Genomic DNA, 20,104 nt, shown 5'->3' with positions numbered 1-20,104 from the left:
GTCATACTCCGGTCCCTTGGGTCACCACGCCAAGAAGTTGCGGCAGGCCGCGCGTGATGACTTCACCATACAGCTCATCGGAATCAAGATGACGCAGTTCGTCGGCCAGGCAGTCGCGCAGGCTGCGACGTTTCAGGGTGAGATCCTGTGTTGGCTGATTCGGCTGGCTGAGCGTCGCGATGTCGGGTACTTCGCGTTCGAGTGAAATTATGCCCGACGTCCGTGTGAGGTGCACACCGTGCACACCGTTGGTCTGCGGGCCAGCGGTGAGCTCGCACTCCACCGGCACCTGGAGTTGCATTTGCAGCCACGCAGCCAAGAGTGTCGTCGATGGAGATGCCGCAGCACCGGTGACCCTGATCCCGGTGATCGACTCATACGGCGGTTGGTCCAGCACCGCGGCAAGTTGAGCGCGCCACAGCGTCAGGCGGGTCCACGCGAAATCGGTATCACCGGGTTGATAACTTCCGGAAAGGTGGTGCAGAGCCGCTTGCGGATCGGCCTGCGCGGACGCATCAGTGATCCGGCGATAGGCGATGCGTCCGAGCGGGGAATCGCTCGGAACGGCCGGCGCTGTCCCCGGCCACCAGGCCACGACGGGAGCATCTGAGAGCAGCAGCCCGGTCACCAGGCTTTCCGGATCGTTCGCGGCATCACCGTAAACACGCAAAACGATGACCTCACTTGCTCCGGCGTCGCCACCGACCCTGATTTCTGCGTCGACGCGTGCTTCGGGAGTCGCCGAAGACGACATCTCTTCCCGGGTTGAGACGACGATAACGCGCATCGGATGCTCACGCGAAGCATCATTAGCGGCCTCGATGGCCTCCTCCTCGCGTCCAAGATTCGAAGCAATGATGAGAGTCAGCACCCGACCGAGAGCGACAGCTCCGCCCTCCTCCCGAATGCGCACGAGTGCTTTCGAGATCTTCGCGGTTGTCGTGTTGGGCAGATCGACGATCATGGTCGCCTCCAGGTGCGGCCGTCGCGGGCCAGTAGGTCATCAGCGGATGTGGGGCCCCATGTTCCGGGGCGGTACTGCTCTGGCTGCCCCTGCGTGGCCCAGTATTCTTCGATCGGGTCAAGAATTTTCCAGGACAGCTCGACCTCTTCGTGACGGGGGAACAGGGGAGGGTCGCCGAGGAGTACGTCGAGGATAAGCCTCTCGTAGGCTTCAGGGCTCGCCTCGGTGAAGGCGTGGCCGTAACCAAAGTCCATGGTGACGTCGCGAACCTGCATGCCCACCCCCGGCACCTTCGATCCGAACCGGATCGTGACGCCCTCATCGGGCTGTACCCGAATAACCAGGGCGTTGTGGCCGAGTTCCGCCGTCTGCCCGGGCGCGAACAGGTACTGCGGGGCGCGTTTGAAGACCACGGCGATTTCGGTGACGCGACGCCCGAGGCGTTTACCGGCGCGCAGGTAGAACGGCACTCCAGCCCAGCGGCGCGTGTCGATCGTCAAACGCATGGCGGCGTAAGTCTCGGTGACTGATTCCGGGTTCATGCCGTCTTCGTCAAGAAAACCAACGACCTTTTCGCCGCCCTGCCACCCGCCGGCGTACTGGCCCCGCGCGGTGCCGGTGCCCAGGTCGGCGGGCAGCCGCACCGAGGCAAGCACCTTTTCCTTTTCGGCACGCAGATCGGCGGCGTCGAATGAGATCGGTTCTTCCATCGCCGTCAAAGCGAGCAGCTGCAGTAGATGGTTCTGAATCACATCGCGCGCGGCGCCGATGCCGTCATAGTATCCGGCACGGCCACCCACACCGATGTCCTCGGCCATGGTGATCTGCACGTGTTCGACGTGGTTGGCGTTCCACAGCGGTTCGAACATTTCGTTGGCGAAGCGGAGCGCCAAAATGTTCTGCACCGTCTCCTTACCGAGGTAGTGGTCGATCCGAAAGACGGAGTCCGGCGGAAAGACCGACTCGACGACGTCATTGAGCTCTCGTGCCGTCTTGAGGTCACTGCCGAACGGCTTCTCAATGACGACGCGGCGCCACTGGCCATTCTCCTGCTCGGCCAGGCCTGAACGGCGCAGCTGTTCGGTGACTTGGGGGAATGCTTTTGGCGGAATGGCAAGGTAGAAGGCATGGTTGCCCATCGTTCCCCGCTCCCGGTCGAGTTCGGCTATCGTTTCGCTGAGGCGCGTAAAGGCCTCATCGTCGTCAAAGGTGCCCGAAACAAAACGAACTCCCTCGGCCAGCTGAGCCCAGACGTCCTCGTGAAACTCGGTACGGGCGTATTCCTTTACGGCGTCATGCACAACCTGCATGAAGTCTTGGTTATCCCAGTCCCGGCGGGCAAAGCCAACGAGGGCGAAACCGGGAGGCAACAGCCCCCGGTTGGCGAGGTCATAGACCGCGGGCATAAGTTTCTTGCGCGCAAGATCACCGGTGACGCCGAAGATGACCAAACTTGAGGGCCCGGCAATGCGATTCAGACGGTAGTCGGAGGGGGACCTGAGCGGATTAAAATCCGGAGTAATTTCCACCGGGGACATGCAGCTCCTTCAACGGGATTGTGCAGAAAGATTGGAAGACACAACACGGGAATGCTGCGAAGAGGTTAGTACGTTCAGCTGGAAAGTTCCTCGTGGGCAGCACCGGCGAGGAACTAAATCCAGCTAAGCCAGAGCGTGGAAAAGAGCGGAGATGTTCTGCTTGGGCTGCGTCAGAGTCAACGTCAGCACGGGGCGCCCGTGCTCGGCGAGCACGCTCGCATCGCCGCTGGCCTGCGCTTGGATGAGCTCACCGAAGGTGAAGGGGCGCTCGGGAATATCGAGATCCTCCGCCGGGGTAGCCAGAATCTGCAGGTATACGGCGTTCGCCGGTCCACCCTTGTGGAATTGCCCAGTGGAGTGCAGAAAGCGCGGTCCCCAGCCGAACGTCACCGGACGCTTCGACAGCGCGGCGAGCTTATTTCGAATATCGGCCAGTTCCGGGAGGGCGAGGCGGTCCACGTAAGCCTGAACGGCAACGTATCCGTCGGTACCGAGCTCTTCGAGCAGCGCATCGATTGCCGAGCCCAGATCACTTGCTGCACCGATGACGTGCGGGGTGCCACGCACTTCGATACCATCCGTGATGAACGCGGCCGGCTCCGGCGCGGGGCGGGCATCGAGCAGACCGCGAGTGGCGATCTTGGCGGACTCCACATCGGGCTGGTCGAACGGGTTGATGCCGAGCAGACGCCCGGCGACAACGGTCGCGTATTCCCAGACCAAGAATTGTGCGCCCAGGGTTCCGCTCACATGAATTTCGCCGCCAGTTTCACTGAACACGTCCGTGCCGGCGTCGGCGACGACCCGCACGACCTGCACATCCGGCAGCGCCTCGGTCAGTTCGGGAGCGTCCAGTTCCAGCACCACTGGCAGAATGCCGGTGCCGAGCTTGCCGGTAGATTCGGCGATGAGTTGCTCGACCCAGTCCGCGAAGCCCACAATGTGGGTACCGTCCGAGACGATGGCGAGCTTATCGCGGCGGGGGCTGGTGGCGGCGATTGCCGCACCCAGCACGAGTCCAGGGTTCTCGGGGGAGTCCACGGCTAGCGCGAGCGCGATGGCGTCGGCTTCGTCGAGCAGCGCACCGATATCCACACCGGCCAGTCCCGACGGCACGAGACCGAACGCGGTCAACGCGGAGTAGCGTCCGCCAACGGTGGGGTCGGCGTTGAAGACGCGGTAGCCGGCTTCTCGTGCGGATGCCTCGAGCGGCGACCCCGGGTCGGTCACGACGATGATGCGTTCGGCCGGATCAATACCGATCGCTCGGAACGCACGTTCGAACACACGGCGCTGGCTGTCGGTTTCGACGGTGGAGCCGCTCTTGGAGGAGACGACGAGGGCCGTACCGGCCAGGTTGTCGTTGAGCGCGGAGAGCACCTGGCCGGGGTCGGTTGCGTCGAGCACCGTCAGACTCACGTGGGCGGTGCGGGTGATGACCTCGGGGGCCAGCGACGATCCGCCCATTCCGGCCAGCGCGATCTGGGTGACACCGCGGGCCTGCAAGGTGGCTCGCAGCTCGACGATCTCGGCCACGAGCGGGCGTGACACGGCGACGGATTCGGTCCAGCCGAGGCGCAACGCGGCTTCAGCTTCGACCTCCGGCCCCCACAGAGCGGGGTCCTGGGCCGTGATTCCGGAAGCGACGAGATCCGTGACCAGGGTGGGCACCGTAGCGCGAACGGCGTCGGCCGCGGCGCCACTAACCGAGATGCGGAAGCTCATCAGACAGCCGACGTAGTCGACGCGGCTGTGAGGGCCGTCTGCACGGTGTCGAGCAGTTCGTTCCAGGACACCTCGAACTTCGACAGGCCTTCTTCTTCGAGCAGGCGGGTCACGTCGTCATAGGAGACACCCTGGGCTGCCAACGCGTCGAGCACTGCGTTTGCCGCGGCGTAGGATCCGGTGACCGAGTCGGCCGGGATGACGCCGTGGTCGGCGGCGGCCTGCATGGTCTTCTCGGGCATCGTGTTGACGACCTCGGGGGCGACCAGTTCCGTCACGTAGAGGGTGTCAGGCAGGCTGGCATCCTTGACGCCGGTCGAGGCCCAGAGCGGGCGTTGCTTGGTGGCGCCGGCTTTGATCAGGCCAAGCGCACGCTCACTGCCGAACGCCTGCTCGTACACCTGGTAGGCGAGCTGCGCGTTGGCGACGCCGGCCTTGCTTTTGAGCGCGAGGGCTTCCGGGGTGCCGATCGCTTCGAGGCGGGCGTTGATCTCGGAGTCGACGCGCGAGACGAAGAATGAGGCAACCGAATGAATTGTGGAGAGATCGATGCCGCCAGCCTTGGCCTTCTCGAGTCCGGCAAGGTACGCGTTGATGACCTGACGGTGACGCTCCAGGCTGAAGATCAACGTGACGTTGACGCTGATGCCGAGGGCGATAGTCGCCGTGATGGCTTCGAGGCCCTCGACCGTTGCGGGGATCTTGATCATGGCGTTGGGACGATTGACCTTGGTCCACAGCTTCTGAGCCTCGGCGACCGTTCCGGCGGCGTTGCGGGCCAGGCCCGGCTCGACCTCGATCGAGACGCGCCCGTCCTGACCGTTGGTCGCGTCGTAGACCGGGCGAAAGATGTCACAGGCGGCGGCGACGTCGTCGGTCGTGATGGCGAAGACGGCATCGATCACGTTCGTTCCGGTGGCGGCCAGGGTCGCGACCTGCTCGGTGTACGCCTCACCTTTGGCGAGGGCGCCGGCGAAGATCGTCGGGTTGGTGGTTACGCCGACGACGTTGCTGTTCTTGATCAAGTCCTGCAGTCCGCCGGAATTGATGCGTTCACGGGAGAGGTCGTCGAGCCAGATGCTAACGCCGGCTGCGGAGAGCTCGGCGAGGGGCGTGGGGTTTGTCATGGTGGAAATCTCCTGGTAGTGCTGCTGTCAGGCAGCTGGCTGATGCGATGTGTGGAGAGGAAAAGTTGGGTGATGTTGTGAGACGTGGCTCTGACCCCGTACTTGGGGCAACGTCAGGAAGCGTTGATTGATTCCCTGGCGGCGGCCACAACGGCCTCGGTGGTGATCCCAAATTCGCGGAACAGCGTCTGATAGTCAGCGGATGCCCCGAAGTGCTCGATTGAAATGCTGCGCCCCGCATCGCCGACGTAGCCACGCCAGGTCAGCGCGAGGCCAGCCTCGACCGACACGCGGGCGGTGATCGCGGCTGGGAGCACCGATTCGCGGTATTCGCTGCTCTGCTCTTCGAACCACTCCAGGCACGGCGCGCTCACCACGCGGGCATGGATGCCCTCGAGGGCGAGCTGGGCGCGGGCGTCAACGGCGAGCTGCACCTCGGAGCCGGTACCGATCAGAATGACGTCCGGCGTTCCGCCTGCGGCTTCGGCCAGCACGTACGCGCCGCGGGCCACGTTCTTCGCTGAGGCAAAGGTTTCAGCGGATGCTGCGCCTTCGCCGCGCTCGTACACCGGAATGTTCTGGCGGGTGAGGGCGATGCCGGCCGGACCGCCCCGGCGTTCCAAAATGGTCTTCCAGGCCCAGGCCGTTTCGTTGGCGTCGCCGGGACGAACCACATCGAGCCCGGGGATGGCTCGCAGGGTCGCCAGCTGTTCGATCGGCTGGTGCGTGGGGCCGTCTTCGCCGAGTGCGACGGAGTCGTGGGTCCAGACGAAGATCGACGGCGCCTTCATGAGCGCGGCCAGACGCACCGCGGGGCGCATGTAGTCGCTGAAGATGAGAAAGGTGCCGCCGAACGGACGCGTGTTGCCGTGCAGCACGATTCCGTTGAGGATGGCGGCCATGGCGTGCTCTCGAATGCCGAAGTGCAGCACCCGGCCATACGAGTTGCCGGTCCATTCGCCGGTGGAGTGTTCGCTCGGGATGAACGAAGCTGCGCCGCCGATAGTGGTGTTGTTCGATTCGGCGAGGTCGGCCGAGCCGCCCCACAGTTCGGGGATGACAGCGCCGAGGGCGGTGAGCACTTTACCGGACGCGGCACGGGTCGAAACCGCGGTGTCGGCGGGGAAAACCGGGAGGGCCTCGTCGACGCCGTCGGGCAGGTCGCCGGAGAGCACCCGGTCGAGCAGAACCTTGCGTTCGGGGTTAGCCGTAGCCCAGGCATCGAACTGCACGGTCCATTCGGCGTGCTGTGTCGCGCCACGCTCGAGGGCCAGGCGGGTGTGTGCGATGACCTCGGGGGCAACGTCGAAAGTTTTCTCCGGGTCGAAGCCCAGAACGGTCTTGACGCCGGCGAGTTCCTCCGCGCCGAGGGCTGAGCCGTGGATCTTGCCGGTGTTCTGCTTCTTCGGGCTCGGCCAGCCGATGATCGTCTTCAGAATGATCAGGCTGGGCTTGCCGGTTTCGTTCTGAGCGGCCTCGATGGCCGCGTTCAACTCGGCGACGTCTTCCACGTAGGAGCCGGTCTTCTTCCAGTTGACCGTCTGCACGTGCCAGTCGTAGGCGGCATAGCGAGCGGCGACGTCCTCGGTGAAGGCGATGTTGGTGTCGTCCTCGATCGAGATCTGGTTGCTGTCGTAGATCGCAATCAGGTTGCCGAGCTGCTGGTGGCCGGCGAGGGAGGATGCCTCGCTCGTCAGGCCTTCCTGCAGGTCACCATCGCCGGCGATGACGTATACGAAGTGGTCGAAGGGGCTCGAGCCGGAGGCGGCATCCGGGTCGAACAGGCCACGCTCGAAGCGTGACGCATAGGCGAACCCCACCGCCGAGGCGAGTCCCTGGCCGAGCGGGCCGGTGGTGATTTCGACGCCATCGGTATGGCCGTATTCCGGGTGGCCGGGGGTCTTGGATCCCCAGGTGCGGAGAGCCTTGAGGTCTTCGAGCTCGAGGCCGTAGCCGCCGAGATACAACTGAACGTACTGGGTCAGTGAGCTGTGGCCGACCGAGAGGATGAAACGGTCGCGACCGATCCATTCATTGTCAGACGGGTCACGGCGCATGATCTTCTGAAACAGAAGATAAGCGGCAGGTGCGAGGCTCATCGCGGTGCCCGGATGCCCATTCCCAACCTTCTCGACGGCGTCAGCCGCCAAAATACGCGCGGTGTCGACCGCTTTGTTGTCGATGGAATCCCACTGCAATGCTGCCACGTCTATTGGCCCTTCTATAAAACGAAGAGGGCGAGTTGTCGTCAACCGCCCATTAGTTATCGTCACACGTATAGAAATCGAAACCTGCTGGTTTTTTCGTTTCCACGAGCCGCCACTGGATGGCGCCCTCAACTTTTTGATACCGGGCCACCAAGAGGTGCGCGCTGAAGTACCAAAAAAAGGATGGGGAACAGTCCAAGTATAGAGAACCCTGTACGAACGCACGAGTCGTATGACGTTACATGGAAGCACGCTCGTCATTTGGCGTCGGTGGATCTGTCGGGGGGTGTCCTAGAATGGGAAGACTTGCCTAGCGTTAGAGGATTAATGGACGTCGCCCTGAAGACCCCGGTCCGGAGCGGACCGCGCACACTGAAGCGCACCCTTAAGGCCTACGTTTCCCTGACGAAACCGCGAGTCGTCGAACTACTTCTGGTAGTTACCGCTCCCACAATGCTGCTCGCCGAACGGGGGATCCCCAGCCTCTGGCTGATCCTGGCGACGCTTGTCGGCGGATCGCTCAGTGCGGGTTCCGCAGGTGCGTTCAACTGTTACCTCGATCGCGATATCGACCGTCTCATGAAGCGCACCAAGAATCGTCCGCTGGTTACCGGAGAACTCAGCGACCGTGAAGCCTTGATCTTTGCCTGGGCGTTGGGCGCAGCATCCATTCTGTGGCTGGGGTTGCTGACAAACTGGCTCGCCGCCGCGCTGTCGTTCGGTGCAATTTTGCTCTACGTCGTGTTTTACACGATCATCCTCAAACGTCGCACCCCGCAGAACATCGTCTGGGGCGGTGTGGCGGGTTGTATGCCGGTCCTCATCGGGTGGGCCGCGGTAACCGGCGACCTGTCCTGGCCCCCGGTCATCCTGTTCATGATCATCTTCCTGTGGACGCCGCCGCACTACTGGCCACTGTCGATGAAATACCGCAGCGACTACCAGGCCGCCGGAGTGCCCATGCTTGCCGTCGTTCGAGGTCGTGCTCAGGTCGGGCTGCAGGTCATCCTCTATGCCTGGGCCACCGTCGCCTGCTCGCTGCTATTGATCCCGATCGCAGACATGGGCTTGCTGTACAGCTTTACCGCCCTGGTCACCGGCGGCTGGTTCATTTACGAGACGCACCGGCTGTACAGCCTGGCGATTCGGCACGAGCATGTGTCACCGATGCGCGTCTTCCACGGCTCGATCGCCTACCTGACCCTGCTCTTCGTGGCCGTCGGAGTCGATCCGCTTCTGCCGTTCTGAGCGGGCCGCTCTGCACGCGCCGTTCTGCTCGCGTCGCTCTGAGTGTGCTGGCCTCCTGAGCACCGCAGCTACACCCGTCGGATGAGTCGGGTGTCGATCTTGCCGATGTCGGCCGAATGAATCACGACCGTGACCACGCGCCCGGAAAGGCTCATCCCGGTGGCCGTGAAATCGCACGCCGTGACGGTGATGGCAGGCAGGAGCGTGTCGTCGACGATAAGGTTCGACCGGTGTGCCATGGCGAGCTCGATCTCGGACTGCTGCTGCGTGTGCCGGTTAGCCCACAATTCCGACCCGAACTCGTAGGGGTTCTTGGCGTAGTTCATCACGATGTACTGCAGGTGCTGATTGAGCGCGTCCCTGGTCGGGTCGCCACCGCGATTGGTGGAGCCGGGCACATCCGTGAAAACGAATCCGCGCAGTTCGGCGATTCCGACCGGACCGGCCGGGGAGTCCTCGAACCAGAAATTGCCCGCTGGGTCGGCGAGCCAGTAGTGCGCCTGTGCTTCCAACGTGCGTCCGTGATTGCCGTACCAGCTCCAGCCACGTTCCTGAATACGCGGTTGCGGCACGAAGCCAAACACCGGCGGACCGAACAGGACGAGGCGCGCCGCATCGTCTGACGGCTTCCATTTGGCTCCCGGAGCGAGATGCATGTAGGGAGAGTACACCGGCGATGTCTGTGGGGGGAGAGCGGCGCGGCAATTCGACAGCGGCCGTGCAGCTGTCGGCGCTACCGTCCAGGTGCTCGATGCGAGTGATCCGGCCGCGTTTATCCGAGCAGCCGTGGGTGTGTCGAACATCTTTCTGTGCACGAATCCGCCCCATACCGACTGGGCCGCCCGTTGGACGCCGATTTTCGATGCGACGATTTCCGCCGCTTCCAACTCTGGTGCCCGGGTCGTCATGATGGGCAACCTGTACACCCGGTTGATCACCGGGCCACGGCTGCTCCAGTCAGCCGAGCATGCGCTCGTGCTCGGCCGCAGGCAGGTCGGCTGTAACGCCGGCCGGGGCCTTGAGGTTCAGCACGACGGCGGTCATCGCTGCGGCGAGGACGCAGGCCAGCACCATGTGCAGGCCCACAAGCACCGGCGGCAAGCCGAGGTTTGCCTGCAGCAGTCCGATCGCGATCTGCGCGAGTTCGATCAGCAACAGCGTGACGATGAACGGACGAACCGGCAGCTTGGAACGAACGGATGCCGCGAGCAGCACGATCGTCAAGACCAGCGTCGCGTAGCCCGGCCAGGCATGCAGGTGCTGCAGCAATTCAGCGTTGAAGCCCGTGCGTCCCGCGGCGGCATCACCAGAGTGCGGTCCGGAGGCGGTCGTCAGCACGCCCATCATCACGGTCAGCGCGACGACGAAGCTGGTGGCGTGGGCCAGCCCGGCGAAGCCGACCGGAACGACCAGGGCACGTGGCCCCGGTGCGAGATAGACCCGGTGCACGAGCACGGTCGCCAGGCAAACCATGATGAGTGACACCGTGAAGTGGAAGCCAACGATGAAGGGGTTCAGTCCGGTCAACACGGTGACGCCGCCGACGAGTGCCTGGGCGAGAACGCCACCGCCGAGAATCACGGCGAGGACGAACAGGTCCTTGCGCTCCTTGCGCATACGCCAGAGCAGAACGACAGCCGCGATCGCAATGATTCCGATCAGTCCGGTCATCAAACGGTTGGCGAACTCGATGACACCGTGCAGGCCCATCTCCTGCGACGGCACGAGCGAACCTGCGACGCAGTTCGGCCAGGTCGGGCAGCCGAGTCCGGAGCCGGTGAGGCGTACTGCGCCACCGGTGCCGACGATCACTATCTCGCTCACCAGGGACAGCCAGGCAACCACCCGAATACGTGTGTCAATAGCGCTGGGTAACCATTGGTATATGGAATTCACCGGTTCTGCTCCCACTGTCTTACTCATGATCGCGTATTTCATGATTGTTCCTTGTGCAAATGTGAATCAACCGGCAAGCACGCGTATCTTGCTGATCAACCTGTAGAATCGGAACTTCCATGGAGATCTTTCGTACGGTCATGGTGACTGCACGATGTCGACCGGAACCGGACGGAACCCGAAAGGGCACTGACCGGCTCGGGTTCATTTTGTCTCTATGAACATTCTAGGTACGCAACGTAGCTGTCCACACAACCCGTTCCCCGTGGTCTCCACTGAGGTCGCCCGGGAATCACCGGACTAATATCCGGGTTGTGCTGGGTAGAGAAGAGGTAAATATGTCGGATGTCCTGCTAGACCGTCCCGACCTTGAGGGGATTGGCACCTACGAATTCGGGTGGGCCGATTCTGACAAGGCCGGCGCATCTGCGCGCCGTGGCATTTCCCCCGAAGTCGTCACGGACATTTCGAACCTGAAATCCGAGCCGGACTGGATGCTGCAGCGTCGCCTGAAGGCCCTGCAGCTGTTCGAACGCAAGCCCATGCCGACCTGGGGCGCCGACCTGTCCGAGATCGACTTCGACAACATCAAGTACTTTGTCCGTTCCACAGAGAAGCAGGCCCAGACCTGGGACGACCTACCCGACGACATCAAGAACACCTACGAGAAGCTCGGCATCCCCGAAGCAGAGCGCCAGCGCCTCGTCTCCGGTGTCGCAGCCCAGTACGAGTCCGAAGTGGTCTACCACCAGATCAACGAAGAACTCGAAGCCCAGGGCGTTATCTTCATGGACACCGACACGGCGCTCAAAGAGCACCCGGAGTTCTTCGAAGAGTACTTCGGCACCATCATCCCCTCCGGTGACAACAAGTTCGCCGCGCTCAACACGGCCGTCTGGTCCGGTGGATCGTTCGTCTACGTGCCGCCCGGCGTGCACGTGGAGATTCCCCTGCAGGCGTATTTCCGCATCAACACGGAGAACATGGGCCAGTTCGAGCGCACGCTCATCATCGCCGACGAGGGCAGCTACGTGCATTACATCGAGGGCTGCACCGCCCCGATCTATAAGTCCGACTCGCTGCACTCCGCCGTCGTCGAGATCGTCGTGAAGAAGAACGCCCGCGTTCGCTACACGACCATCCAGAACTGGTCGAACAACGTCTACAACCTTGTCACCAAGCGGGCCACGGCCGGCGAAGGTGCCACGATGGAATGGATCGACGGCAACATCGGTTCCAAGGTCACCATGAAGTACCCGTCCATCTACCTGATGGGTGAGCACGCCAAGGGCGAGACCCTCTCGGTGGCATTCGCTGGGCCGGGCCAACACCAGGACGCCGGCGCCAAGATGATCCACATGGCGCCGTACACGCAGTCGTCGATCGTCTCCAAGTCCATCGCTCGCGGTGGCGGGCGTAGCGGGTACCGTGGTGAAGTCCGGGTAGACGCCTCCGCACACCACTCCGCCAACACCGTGCGCTGCGACGCTCTCTTGGTCGACACTCAGTCGCGCTCTGACACCTACCCGTCCATTGACATCCGTGTGGACGACGTACAGCTCGGCCACGAGGCCACCGTCTCCCGAGTCAGCGAAGAGCAGTTGTTCTACCTGATGAGTCGCGGCATGCCCGAAGACGAAGCCATGGCCATGATCGTTCGTGGATTCATCGAACCGATCGCCCGGGAGCTCCCGATGGAGTACGCCCTCGAACTCAACAAGCTCATTGAAATGGGCATGGAAGGATCCGTCGGCTAAATGTCCGCCGCTTCAGCGCTTTCGAAGAGCGCTTCAAAAACTGTGCCCGCACCATCTACACCCGTTGCCGGTTCGTCCACCCTGTCGCCCGGCCAGCACGGGATCAAGGAACATTCCGACGGTCGTTTCGGCTACGTGCCGGTGCAAACCCGCTCGGACCGTTTCAAGAGCGTGAACGTGACCGATTTCGAGGCCGTCACCGGCCGCGAAGCCGTCTGGAAGCACTCGCCCGTCGGAAAATTCAGCGACCTCACGGCCGGTGACCTCGATGGCTCCCGCTACGAGGTCGAGTCCACCCCGGCAGCGGATATCTCCGTCGAGTGGGTACCCCGAACGGATGCCCGCATCGGCACCGCTGGTTTGCCGGAAGAACGTGCAGCCGCGAACGCCTGGTCGGCGTTCGACGAGGCTCTCGCCATCACGGTGAGCGGCGAGGAAGCCAAGGAGATCACGGTCACGCGATCGGTTCTCGGCAACTCCGCCCGCGGCGCCCACACGATCATCGAGGCCAAACCGTTCAGCCAGGCCACGGTGATCCTGCAAAATACGGGCGAGGCTCGGCTCAGCGAAAACGTCGAGATCATCCTCGGCGAGTCCGCGAATCTCACGGTCGTCTCGCTTCAGGAATGGGATGACTCGGCGGTGCACCTGGCCAACCATTTCGCATCCGTCGGCCGTGACGCCCGCCTCAAGCATGTCGTCGTCTCCCTGGGCGGCAGCATCGTTCGGGTCAACCCCTCGGTGCGTCTAGCCGGACCCGGCTCCGATACGCTGCTCCTCGGGCTGTACTTCGCGGATGCCGGGCAGCACCTGGAACAGCAGGTTTACGTCTTCCACGACGCGCCGAAGAGCCGCAGCCGGGTCAATTACAAGGGGGCCCTGCAAGGCCAGGACGCACGAACGGTCTGGATCGGCGATGTACTGATCGGCAACAAGGCTGCCGGCACCGACAGCTATGAGCAGAACCGCAACCTAGTACTCAGCGAGGGTACCCGCGCTGATTCCATCCCCAACCTGGAGATCGAAACCGGCGACATCGTCGGGGCCGGTCACGCCAGCGCCACGGGACGGTTCGACGACGAGCAGCTGTTCTACCTGCAGGCTCGCGGCATCACCGAGGAGGAAGCGCGGCGACTCGTCGTGCGCGGATTCCTCACCGAGGTCGTGCAGCAGATTGGTTCCCCCGAACTCGAAGCTCGATTGCAGCTCGCAATCGAAGCGGAACTTATTGGAACGGACGACAAGTAAGCATGACTGCAACGAAGATCTGCGCTCTCGATGAGCTCGAAGTGAACCAGGCCGTCAAGGTCGAAATCGACGGGGTCGCCATCGCCCTCGTGCGCGATGCCGCCGGCGATGTCTTCGCCATCGGAGACACGTGCACGCACGGCGATATCTCCCTGTCCGAGGGATTCGTGGAGGGCCAGACTCTCGAGTGCTGGGCCCACGGTTCGATGTTCTCCCTCACTACTGGAAAGCCGCTGTCCTTGCCGGCCTACGATCCGGTCCCGGTTTACAACGTTGAACTCATCGACGGTTTCATCTTCGTCGATCCTTCCGTCACCGTCGCGGTCTGAGTCTGTCTCACGCACCGACCGCCCCACCAGCCATTCAAGCCAAATTCAGAAGGGAATAAGACATTCATGTCTGTTCTTGAAATCAAAGACCTGCACGTCAGCGTCGAGACCGACCAGGGCACCAAGCAGATCCTGCGCGGCGTCGACCTGTCCATCAACGAGGGCGAGATCCACGCCATCATGGGCCCGAACGGCTCGGGCAAGTCCACCCTCGCCTACACGATCGCCGGCCACCCCAAGTATCACGTCGAGAGCGGCTCCATCCTTCTTGACGGCGCCGAAGTGCTCACAATGACAGTGGATGCCCGGGCCCGCGCGGGGTTGTTCCTTGCCATGCAGTACCCGGTGGAGATTCCGGGAGTGACCGTCACCAACTTCCTCCGCACCGCTAAGACGGCCATCGAGGGGGAGGCCCCGGCGATTCGCACGTGGATCAAGGATGTGCGCCAGGCGATGACGGACCTGCGCATGGACAAGACATTCGCCGAGCGCAACGTCAACGAGGGCTTTTCCGGTGGCGAGAAGAAGCGCAACGAGATTCTCCAGCTTGAACTGCTCAAGCCGAAGTTCGCCGTGCTCGACGAGACCGATTCCGGCCTCGACGTGGACGCACTCAAGATCGTTTCGGAGGGCGTCAACCGCGCCAAGACCAACACTGGCCTCGGCCTGCTCCTGATCACGCACTACACGCGCATCCTGCGCTACATCCACCCTGACTTCGTGCACGTCTTCGTCAATGGTCGCATTGCCGAACAGGGCGGGCCTGAGCTCGCAGACCGCCTCGAGGACGAAGGCTACGATCGCTTTCTCGTCCCGTCGAACGTAGGCTGATCGCATGGCTTCAACACTCAGTCCGGCTCGCTTCGACGAAATCGAAGAGGCCCTGAAAGACGTCATGGACCCGGAGCTCGGCATCAACGTCGTCGACCTCGGGCTCATCTATGACCTCGGCTGGGACGATGAGAACAACGCGCTCATCATCCACATGACCCTCACCTCCGCCGGCTGTCCGCTGACCGATGTGCTCGAGGAGCAGACGGCGGAGGCGCTTGACGGTGTCGTCGACCAATTCCGCATCAACTGGGTCTGGATGCCGCCGTGGGGACCTGACAAGATCACCGACGACGGCCGCGACATGATGCGAGCCCTCGGCTTCGCCATGTAGCTCCACCTTCGGTAGTCGAAGGCCCCATCTGCAGCCGCAGGAGGGGCCTTCTCTCTGTCTGTCAACGCTGCCCGCCCCCACTCGTAATACGCTCTACTCAGTAGAACGCTATGCTAATGCTATGGATTTCGGGGAACACGGGGCACTGAGGCGGCGCGCGGCGCAGGCGGCAAGCACGCGGGCGGAGATTGTCATGGCGGCCGGCCGACTCATGCTCGAGCGCGGCTACGTGGGCACATCGGTAGCGGCGATTGCGGAAGAGGCCGGCGTCGTCGTGCAGACGATCTACAACTCGGTGGGCTCGAAGGCCGAACTGCTGGCGGCGGTGCTTGACCGGGTCGCCGAAGAGCCGGATGCCCCGGCGCTGCTGTCCGGCGCTACGCGCGAACGAATCGCCGAGGCGCGCACGGCGACAGAGGTCATTCGCATTCTGGCCCGGTCGAGCGCTCTCGTGAATGAGCGCACCGCGGGAATCCTCCGTATCGTCAGCGAAGCGGCCGTGGTCGATCCCGACGTGGGGGAGTTCGAGCAGAAGCGCGACGCGGCCCGGCTTCATGGCTTTGGTGAGGTCGCCGCGGCGCTCCGGGAGAAGCGCGGTCTGCGCGGGAGCCAGATCTATAGCGGGGGCCCCAGCGACCATGAGGCCGCGGCGACGATGTGGGCGCTGGCCCACCCGCATACCTTCAGGACGCTGGTCTTGTCGCTCGGCTGGTCGACCGAGGCGTACCTCAACTGGCTGGAAAAATCGTTGCTGGCCGCCCTGCTCTAGCCCAGCGTGGGCGTGCGTGCGCCAAACAAGGCTCAGGGCAAATATACTAGTGAGTTGGACCGCTCTGGTCCACCCACACTTCACACCCGTACAAAACACTTCGAATGGACTATTGCTGTGCTCAACGTGCAAGATCTCGAAATCCGCGTTGGAGCCCGTGTGCTCATGGAGGGCGTCAACTTCCGCGTCGCGAGCGGCGACAAGATCGGCCTGGTCGGTCGAAACGGCGCCGGCAAGACGACCCTGACGAAGACGCTCGCGGGGGAGACCAACCCGACCAAGGGGTCAATCAGTCATTCCGGCGAGATCGGCTACCTGCCCCAGGATCCGCGCGCCGGCGACCCGACCATGCTGGCCCGCACCCGCATCCTCGATGCCCGCGGCCTCGGCACCATCGCGCTCGGCATGCACGAGTCCAGCCTGGCCATGGCCGACCCCGATCCCAAGATCAGCGCCGCCGCCATGAAGAAGTACGGTCGCCTGACCGACGAGTTCAACGGCCTGGGCGGCTACTCCGCTGAGGCCGAAGCCGCCTCGATCGCCAGCAACTTGAAACTGCCCGATCACATCCTTGACCAGGCCCTGAGTACCCTGTCCGGCGGTCAGCGTCGCCGCATCGAACTCGCCCGCATCCTGTTTTCGGCCGCCGAGATGATGATCCTTGACGAGCCGACCAACCACCTCGACGCCGACTCGGTGGCCTGGCTGCGCGAATTCGTCAAGAACTACAAGGGCGGTGTCATCATCATCAGCCACGACATCGAACTCGTCGGCGAAACGGTCAACCGGGTGTTCTACCTCGATGCGAACCGCATGATGATCGACATCTACAACATGAACTGGAAGAACTACCTGCTGCAGCGGACCGCCGATGCCGACCGCCGCAAGAAGGAGCGCTCCAACGCGGAGAAAAAGGCGTCCACCCTGCAGCTGCAGGCTGCGAAGTTCGGCGCCAAGGCGAGCAAGGCCGCGGCTGCCCACCAGATGGTGGCTCGCGCCGAGAAGCTCCTCTCCGGGCTCGACGCCGTGCGAGCCGTGGAACGTGTCGCCAAGTTGCGCTTCCCCGAGCCGGCGCCGTGCGGACGCACTCCGCTCATGGCCAAGGACCTGTCGAAGAGCTACGGTTCCCTGGAGATCTTCACCGCCGTCGACCTCGCGATCGACCGCGGATCCAAGGTCGTCATCCTCGGACTCAACGGGGCAGGAAAAACCACCCTGCTGCGCATGCTGGCGGGTGTCGACGAATCCGACACCGGCTCGATCGAACCCGGACACGGCCTGCGGATCGGCTACTACGCTCAGGAGCACGAGACGATCGACGTCAACCGCAGCGTGCTCGAGAACATGGTGTCCGCTTCGCCGAGCATCACCGAGATGGAAGCCCGCCGGGTACTCGGCTCGTTCCTGTTCACCGGCGACGACTCCACCAAGCCGGCCGGTGTGCTCTCCGGCGGCGAGAAGACCCGTCTTGCCCTGGCCATGATCGTCGTCTCCGGCGCCAACGTGCTGCTGCTGGACGAGCCCACCAACAACCTCGACCCGGCCAGTCGCGAGGAGATCCTCGATGCTCTCGCGCACTATGCCGGCGCCGTTGTGCTCGTGAGCCACGATGAGGGCGCCGTGCAGGCCCTCAACCCGGAACGGGTGCTGATCATGCCCGAGGGTACGGAAGACCACTGGAACAAGGATTACCTCGACCTCATCGAGCTGTCCTAACCGATTCGCTGATGCGGCGTAGCCTCGCCGGATCGTCCGATTTAAAGGAACCGTGCGTGCTGCCGCCCGAAAAGTCACTTCGCATCGCGCTGGTGTGCCTGCACACCTCGCCCGGTGCAGATCCCGGTGCCGGTGACGCCGGGGGCATGAACGTTGTGGTTCGCCATCAGGCGGAAGCTCTGGCAGCCCTCGGTCATGACGTGAGCATCCTGACCCGCCGTTCTGCGGACCATCAGCCCGCGTCGATGCAGCTCGCACCCGGCGTGACCCTGGAGTTTCTCGACGCGGGTCCGGCGGTCGCCTTGGCAAAGGGCGAGCACGAGCAGTGGATCGCGGAGTTCTCGGCTCAGCTGGCCGCGCGACCGGCCTGGGACATCATCCACTCGCACCACTGGTTTTCCGGTATGGCCGCTCTGCCGGTGGCCAGGCGGTGGGGCATTCCGCACGTGCAGAGCTTTCACAGCATCGCAGCCGACGATTCGACGCCGCTCTCAGCGGGTGAACGCGCTGAATCAGCGGGACGGATGCCCGGGGAGGCCTGGTTGGCGCGCGAATCGGATGCGCTCGTCGCGATTAGTGCTGCCGAGGCGACAACGATCACGGGGAGATTGGGTGGGGCAGTGCAACGCACGTCCGTCGTGCTGCCCGGCGTCGACAATGCCATGTTCTCGCCTGCCGTACCTGCGTTTCTGGGCGATCGGGCGGTACCGGCCGACGGCCGCGGTTGCGTTCTCGTTGCAGCCCGCCTGCAACCCCTCAAAGGCCTCGACCTGGCCATTGCCGCCGTTGCAGCCGTGCCGGCCGGCATCCGCCCGGACCTGGTCATTGCCGGCGCTGCCTCTGCCGACTACGACGGCTACGTTGACGAGCTGCGGGCACTCGCCGAGCGGGTTGGGGTGACCGATCAGCTGCGGCTGCTTGGTCCCCAATCCCGGGTCGATCTGGCAGCCCTGTTTCGTGGTGCCCGTCTCGTGCTGGTACCGTCGCACTCGGAAACCTATGGTCTCGTTGCGCTCGAAGCTGCGGCGAGCGGCGTGCCCGTCATCGCCGCAGCATCCGGTGGACTACGCGAAGCCGTCATTGACGGGATGACCGGCCTGGTACTGGAGTCGCGTGAACCGCTGGTGTGGGCTGACACGATCGCGTCTGTCCTGACGGATCCGCAGCGCGCGCGGGACCTGGCCGCGGCGGCGCGGGAGCACGCCCTCCGCCTCGACTGGGCCCGGTCGGCCGCATCTTTGCTTGCCGTCTACCAGGGGCTGCTTGTTCGGACAACCGGCGGGGTACCCACGGAAGTGCCCTGACCGCATGCACGAGTACCACCGCGCGGTCGCCTGAAGCGGGCCTTCGGCTAGTGCAGTTGCCGGTCGAGCAGCTGGTCTTCAATCTCCGCGTCGTTGAGTGGTTTCGCTGCGCGCTTTCGGGCACGTTCATCTGCTCGCTCGCGTTCCTCAGGGTCGTGAGCATTCACACTGCGATATTCTTCCCGGAGTGCCCAGCCGAGACCGATGAAGGCGAGCAGGCCGAACACAAACCACTGAAAGGCGTACGATAGGTGGGGGCCCTCGTCGCGAATCGGTTTGAGCACGGCGGTTGGTCGTGCCTCGGTTGCGGCGGGACTTTCCTTGGCCATGAGGCCGTACGCACCGGTATAGGTGGGCTCGTTCAGCCGTTCGGCTATGGTCGAAAGGTTGATCGTCGCGACCTGATTTCCACTCGCCGTGCGGCCGGGCAGGTCGGGTTCGCTGGCTTTGAGCCGGGCCACCACGGTTACGGTGCCGGTGGGCGGTGCCGGCACCGTGTCCGGAGCGTCCTGTTCCTGCCCGGTGGGCAGCCAACCGCGGTCGACGATGAAGATCGTTCCGTCGGTGAGCAGGAACGGGGTCAACACTTCGAAGCCCGGATTGACGTTGAGCGGGCGGTTTCTGGCGAGCATTTCGTCACCGACGAGGTAGGTGCCGGTCAGTTCAACCGGCATCCACTTCTGGGATTCGTCGAAGTCGGTCAGCTCCGGGAGCGCCTCGGTGACGGGAACCGGGTTCGAATCGAAATTAGAATCAATCTTGAACAACTCGGTCAGGGCCTCATCGCGCCGAGCCAGCTGCCAAACGCCGAGTCCGGAACACACCGCGGCGAAGAGAATGGTGAGCGCCAGATATCCCGCCCAGCGGCGGCTAACGGCAAAATTCCAGCCCATCATCGCGCGTCCCCTTTCGGCTCCGGCGCGGAATCCAGCGCACGTACCACTAGGGGAAAATCACGCGCGGCCAGAAAGTCCCGCAGGTAATCAACGTGTTCGTCGCAGGCCAGCCAGGTTTTCACGCGATCGATCGAGTGGATGCGCGGGTTGCGCCAGTCCAGCCGCCAGCTCCCCGTATTCCGGCAGTCCGCCCGCGAGCAGGTTGTTTCTTCCAA

General features: G+C 63.5%; 18 protein-coding genes. 9 read left to right on the top strand and 9 right to left on the bottom strand.

Translation table 11 applies throughout. The annotated features are described in order from the left end of the window. Position 1: 1 nt before the first annotated feature. From E3T50_RS12940 to tkt, 5 genes are all read right to left on the bottom strand, one after another. A complete protein-coding gene (locus E3T50_RS12940) occupies positions 2-964 on the bottom strand; it encodes a glucose-6-phosphate dehydrogenase assembly protein OpcA (protein WP_134552431.1) in 963 nt (320 codons plus the stop codon). Continuing rightward, positions 961-2,502 (bottom strand): glucose-6-phosphate dehydrogenase, encoded by a 1,542-nt coding sequence (zwf, locus tag E3T50_RS12935; protein WP_134552429.1) that lies wholly within the window; start codon positions 2,500-2,502, stop codon positions 961-963. Before zwf ends, E3T50_RS12940 begins: the two co-directional genes overlap by 4 nt. A gap of 123 nt (positions 2,503-2,625) precedes the next feature. Further along, on the bottom strand, positions 2,626-4,227 hold the full coding sequence (locus E3T50_RS12930) for a glucose-6-phosphate isomerase (protein WP_134552427.1): 1,602 nt from the start codon (positions 4,225-4,227) through the stop codon (positions 2,626-2,628). After that, complete coding sequence (tal, locus tag E3T50_RS12925) at positions 4,227-5,354, bottom strand: transaldolase (protein ID WP_134552425.1); 1,128 nt, start codon at positions 5,352-5,354, stop codon at positions 4,227-4,229. Before tal ends, E3T50_RS12930 begins: the two co-directional genes overlap by 1 nt. A gap of 113 nt (positions 5,355-5,467) precedes the next feature. Next, the gene (gene tkt, locus E3T50_RS12920; RefSeq protein WP_134552424.1) at positions 5,468-7,561 is read right to left on the bottom strand and encodes a transketolase; all 2,094 of its coding nucleotides are present in this window, start codon (positions 7,559-7,561) and stop codon (positions 5,468-5,470) included. Between the two features lie 327 nt (positions 7,562-7,888). On the opposite strand from tkt, the gene E3T50_RS12915 reads away from it, so the two are divergent. Beyond that, positions 7,889-8,809: a heme o synthase gene (locus E3T50_RS12915; protein ID WP_134552422.1), complete on the top strand. Its 921-nt coding sequence runs from the start codon at positions 7,889-7,891 to the stop codon at positions 8,807-8,809. Positions 8,810-8,877: 68 nt separating this feature from the next. Here the strand turns inward: E3T50_RS12915 and E3T50_RS12910 are convergent, their stop codons facing one another. Beyond that, complete coding sequence (locus E3T50_RS12910) at positions 8,878-9,465, bottom strand: hypothetical protein (RefSeq protein ID WP_134552420.1); 588 nt, start codon at positions 9,463-9,465, stop codon at positions 8,878-8,880. A 301-nt stretch (positions 9,466-9,766) separates the two neighbouring features. Then, positions 9,767-10,747, bottom strand: a complete 981-nt coding sequence (locus E3T50_RS12905) for a COX15/CtaA family protein (protein WP_241990914.1) — start codon at positions 10,745-10,747, stop codon at positions 9,767-9,769. A 296-nt stretch (positions 10,748-11,043) separates the two neighbouring features. Here E3T50_RS12905 and sufB point away from each other — a divergent pair, with 296 nt between their 5' ends. From sufB to E3T50_RS12865, 8 genes are all read left to right on the top strand, one after another. Continuing rightward, entirely contained in the window at positions 11,044-12,462 is a 1,419-nt protein-coding gene (sufB, locus tag E3T50_RS12900; RefSeq protein ID WP_134552418.1) for a Fe-S cluster assembly protein SufB, read from the top strand. Continuing rightward, on the top strand, positions 12,463-13,710 hold the full coding sequence (sufD, locus tag E3T50_RS12895) for a Fe-S cluster assembly protein SufD (RefSeq protein ID WP_134552416.1): 1,248 nt from the start codon (positions 12,463-12,465) through the stop codon (positions 13,708-13,710). It begins immediately after the preceding gene. Positions 13,711-13,712: 2 nt separating this feature from the next. Beyond that, the gene (locus tag E3T50_RS12890; RefSeq protein WP_104200731.1) at positions 13,713-14,039 is read left to right on the top strand and encodes a non-heme iron oxygenase ferredoxin subunit; all 327 of its coding nucleotides are present in this window, start codon (positions 13,713-13,715) and stop codon (positions 14,037-14,039) included. A gap of 66 nt (positions 14,040-14,105) precedes the next feature. After that, positions 14,106-14,870 carry a Fe-S cluster assembly ATPase SufC gene (sufC, locus tag E3T50_RS12885; protein WP_134459282.1) on the top strand — a complete coding sequence of 255 codons (765 nt, stop codon included), beginning with the start codon at positions 14,106-14,108 and terminating at the stop codon, positions 14,868-14,870. Between the two features lie 4 nt (positions 14,871-14,874). Next, on the top strand, positions 14,875-15,204 hold the full coding sequence (locus tag E3T50_RS12880; protein WP_134459284.1) for a metal-sulfur cluster assembly factor: 330 nt from the start codon (positions 14,875-14,877) through the stop codon (positions 15,202-15,204). A gap of 121 nt (positions 15,205-15,325) precedes the next feature. Next, complete coding sequence (locus tag E3T50_RS12875) at positions 15,326-15,973, top strand: TetR/AcrR family transcriptional regulator (protein ID WP_134552414.1); 648 nt, start codon at positions 15,326-15,328, stop codon at positions 15,971-15,973. 117 nt (positions 15,974-16,090) lie between these two features. Further along, positions 16,091-17,689, top strand: coding sequence for an ABC-F family ATP-binding cassette domain-containing protein (locus tag E3T50_RS12870; protein WP_134459288.1), 1,599 nt, complete (start codon positions 16,091-16,093; stop codon positions 17,687-17,689). Positions 17,690-17,745: 56 nt separating this feature from the next. Further along, positions 17,746-18,993 carry a glycosyltransferase gene (locus E3T50_RS12865; protein ID WP_241990913.1) on the top strand — a complete coding sequence of 416 codons (1,248 nt, stop codon included), beginning with the start codon at positions 17,746-17,748 and terminating at the stop codon, positions 18,991-18,993. A gap of 47 nt (positions 18,994-19,040) precedes the next feature. Here E3T50_RS12865 and E3T50_RS12860 read toward each other — a convergent pair whose 3' ends face one another. Both E3T50_RS12860 and E3T50_RS12855 read right to left on the bottom strand, forming a co-directional pair. Next, positions 19,041-19,889 (bottom strand): SURF1 family cytochrome oxidase biogenesis protein, encoded by an 849-nt coding sequence (locus E3T50_RS12860; protein ID WP_134459292.1) that lies wholly within the window; start codon positions 19,887-19,889, stop codon positions 19,041-19,043. After that, complete coding sequence (locus E3T50_RS12855; RefSeq protein WP_241990912.1) at positions 19,886-20,104, bottom strand: hypothetical protein; 219 nt, start codon at positions 20,102-20,104, stop codon at positions 19,886-19,888. The genes E3T50_RS12860 and E3T50_RS12855 overlap by 4 nt, the downstream gene beginning before the upstream one ends.

The sequence above is a fragment of the Cryobacterium gelidum genome, assembly GCF_004403985.1.
In the GTDB taxonomy this organism is placed as follows: domain Bacteria; phylum Actinomycetota; class Actinomycetes; order Actinomycetales; family Microbacteriaceae; genus Cryobacterium; species Cryobacterium gelidum.
This window is presented reverse-complemented; position numbering and strand designations above follow the sequence as displayed.

Excerpts from the sequence above, each read along its gene's own strand:
- E3T50_RS12940 (WP_134552431.1), bottom strand. The coding sequence starts at position 964 with ATGATCGTCGATCTGCCCAACACGACAACCGCGAAGATCTCGAAAGCA.
- zwf (WP_134552429.1), bottom strand. The coding sequence starts at position 2,502 with ATGTCCCCGGTGGAAATTACTCCGGATTTTAATCCGCTCAGGTCCCCC.
- E3T50_RS12930 (WP_134552427.1), bottom strand. The coding sequence starts at position 4,227 with ATGAGCTTCCGCATCTCGGTTAGTGGCGCCGCGGCCGACGCCGTTCGC.
- tal (WP_134552425.1), bottom strand. The coding sequence starts at position 5,354 with ATGACAAACCCCACGCCCCTCGCCGAGCTCTCCGCAGCCGGCGTTAGC.
- E3T50_RS12915 (WP_134552422.1), top strand. The coding sequence starts at position 7,889 with ATGGACGTCGCCCTGAAGACCCCGGTCCGGAGCGGACCGCGCACACTG.
- E3T50_RS12910 (WP_134552420.1), bottom strand. The coding sequence starts at position 9,465 with ATGCATCTCGCTCCGGGAGCCAAATGGAAGCCGTCAGACGATGCGGCG.
- E3T50_RS12905 (WP_241990914.1), bottom strand. The coding sequence starts at position 10,747 with ATGAAATACGCGATCATGAGTAAGACAGTGGGAGCAGAACCGGTGAAT.
- sufB (WP_134552418.1), top strand. The coding sequence starts at position 11,044 with ATGTCGGATGTCCTGCTAGACCGTCCCGACCTTGAGGGGATTGGCACC.
- sufD (WP_134552416.1), top strand. The coding sequence starts at position 12,463 with ATGTCCGCCGCTTCAGCGCTTTCGAAGAGCGCTTCAAAAACTGTGCCC.
- E3T50_RS12890 (WP_104200731.1), top strand. The coding sequence starts at position 13,713 with ATGACTGCAACGAAGATCTGCGCTCTCGATGAGCTCGAAGTGAACCAG.
- sufC (WP_134459282.1), top strand. The coding sequence starts at position 14,106 with ATGTCTGTTCTTGAAATCAAAGACCTGCACGTCAGCGTCGAGACCGAC.
- E3T50_RS12880 (WP_134459284.1), top strand. The coding sequence starts at position 14,875 with ATGGCTTCAACACTCAGTCCGGCTCGCTTCGACGAAATCGAAGAGGCC.
- E3T50_RS12875 (WP_134552414.1), top strand. The coding sequence starts at position 15,326 with ATGGATTTCGGGGAACACGGGGCACTGAGGCGGCGCGCGGCGCAGGCG.
- E3T50_RS12860 (WP_134459292.1), bottom strand. The coding sequence starts at position 19,889 with ATGATGGGCTGGAATTTTGCCGTTAGCCGCCGCTGGGCGGGATATCTG.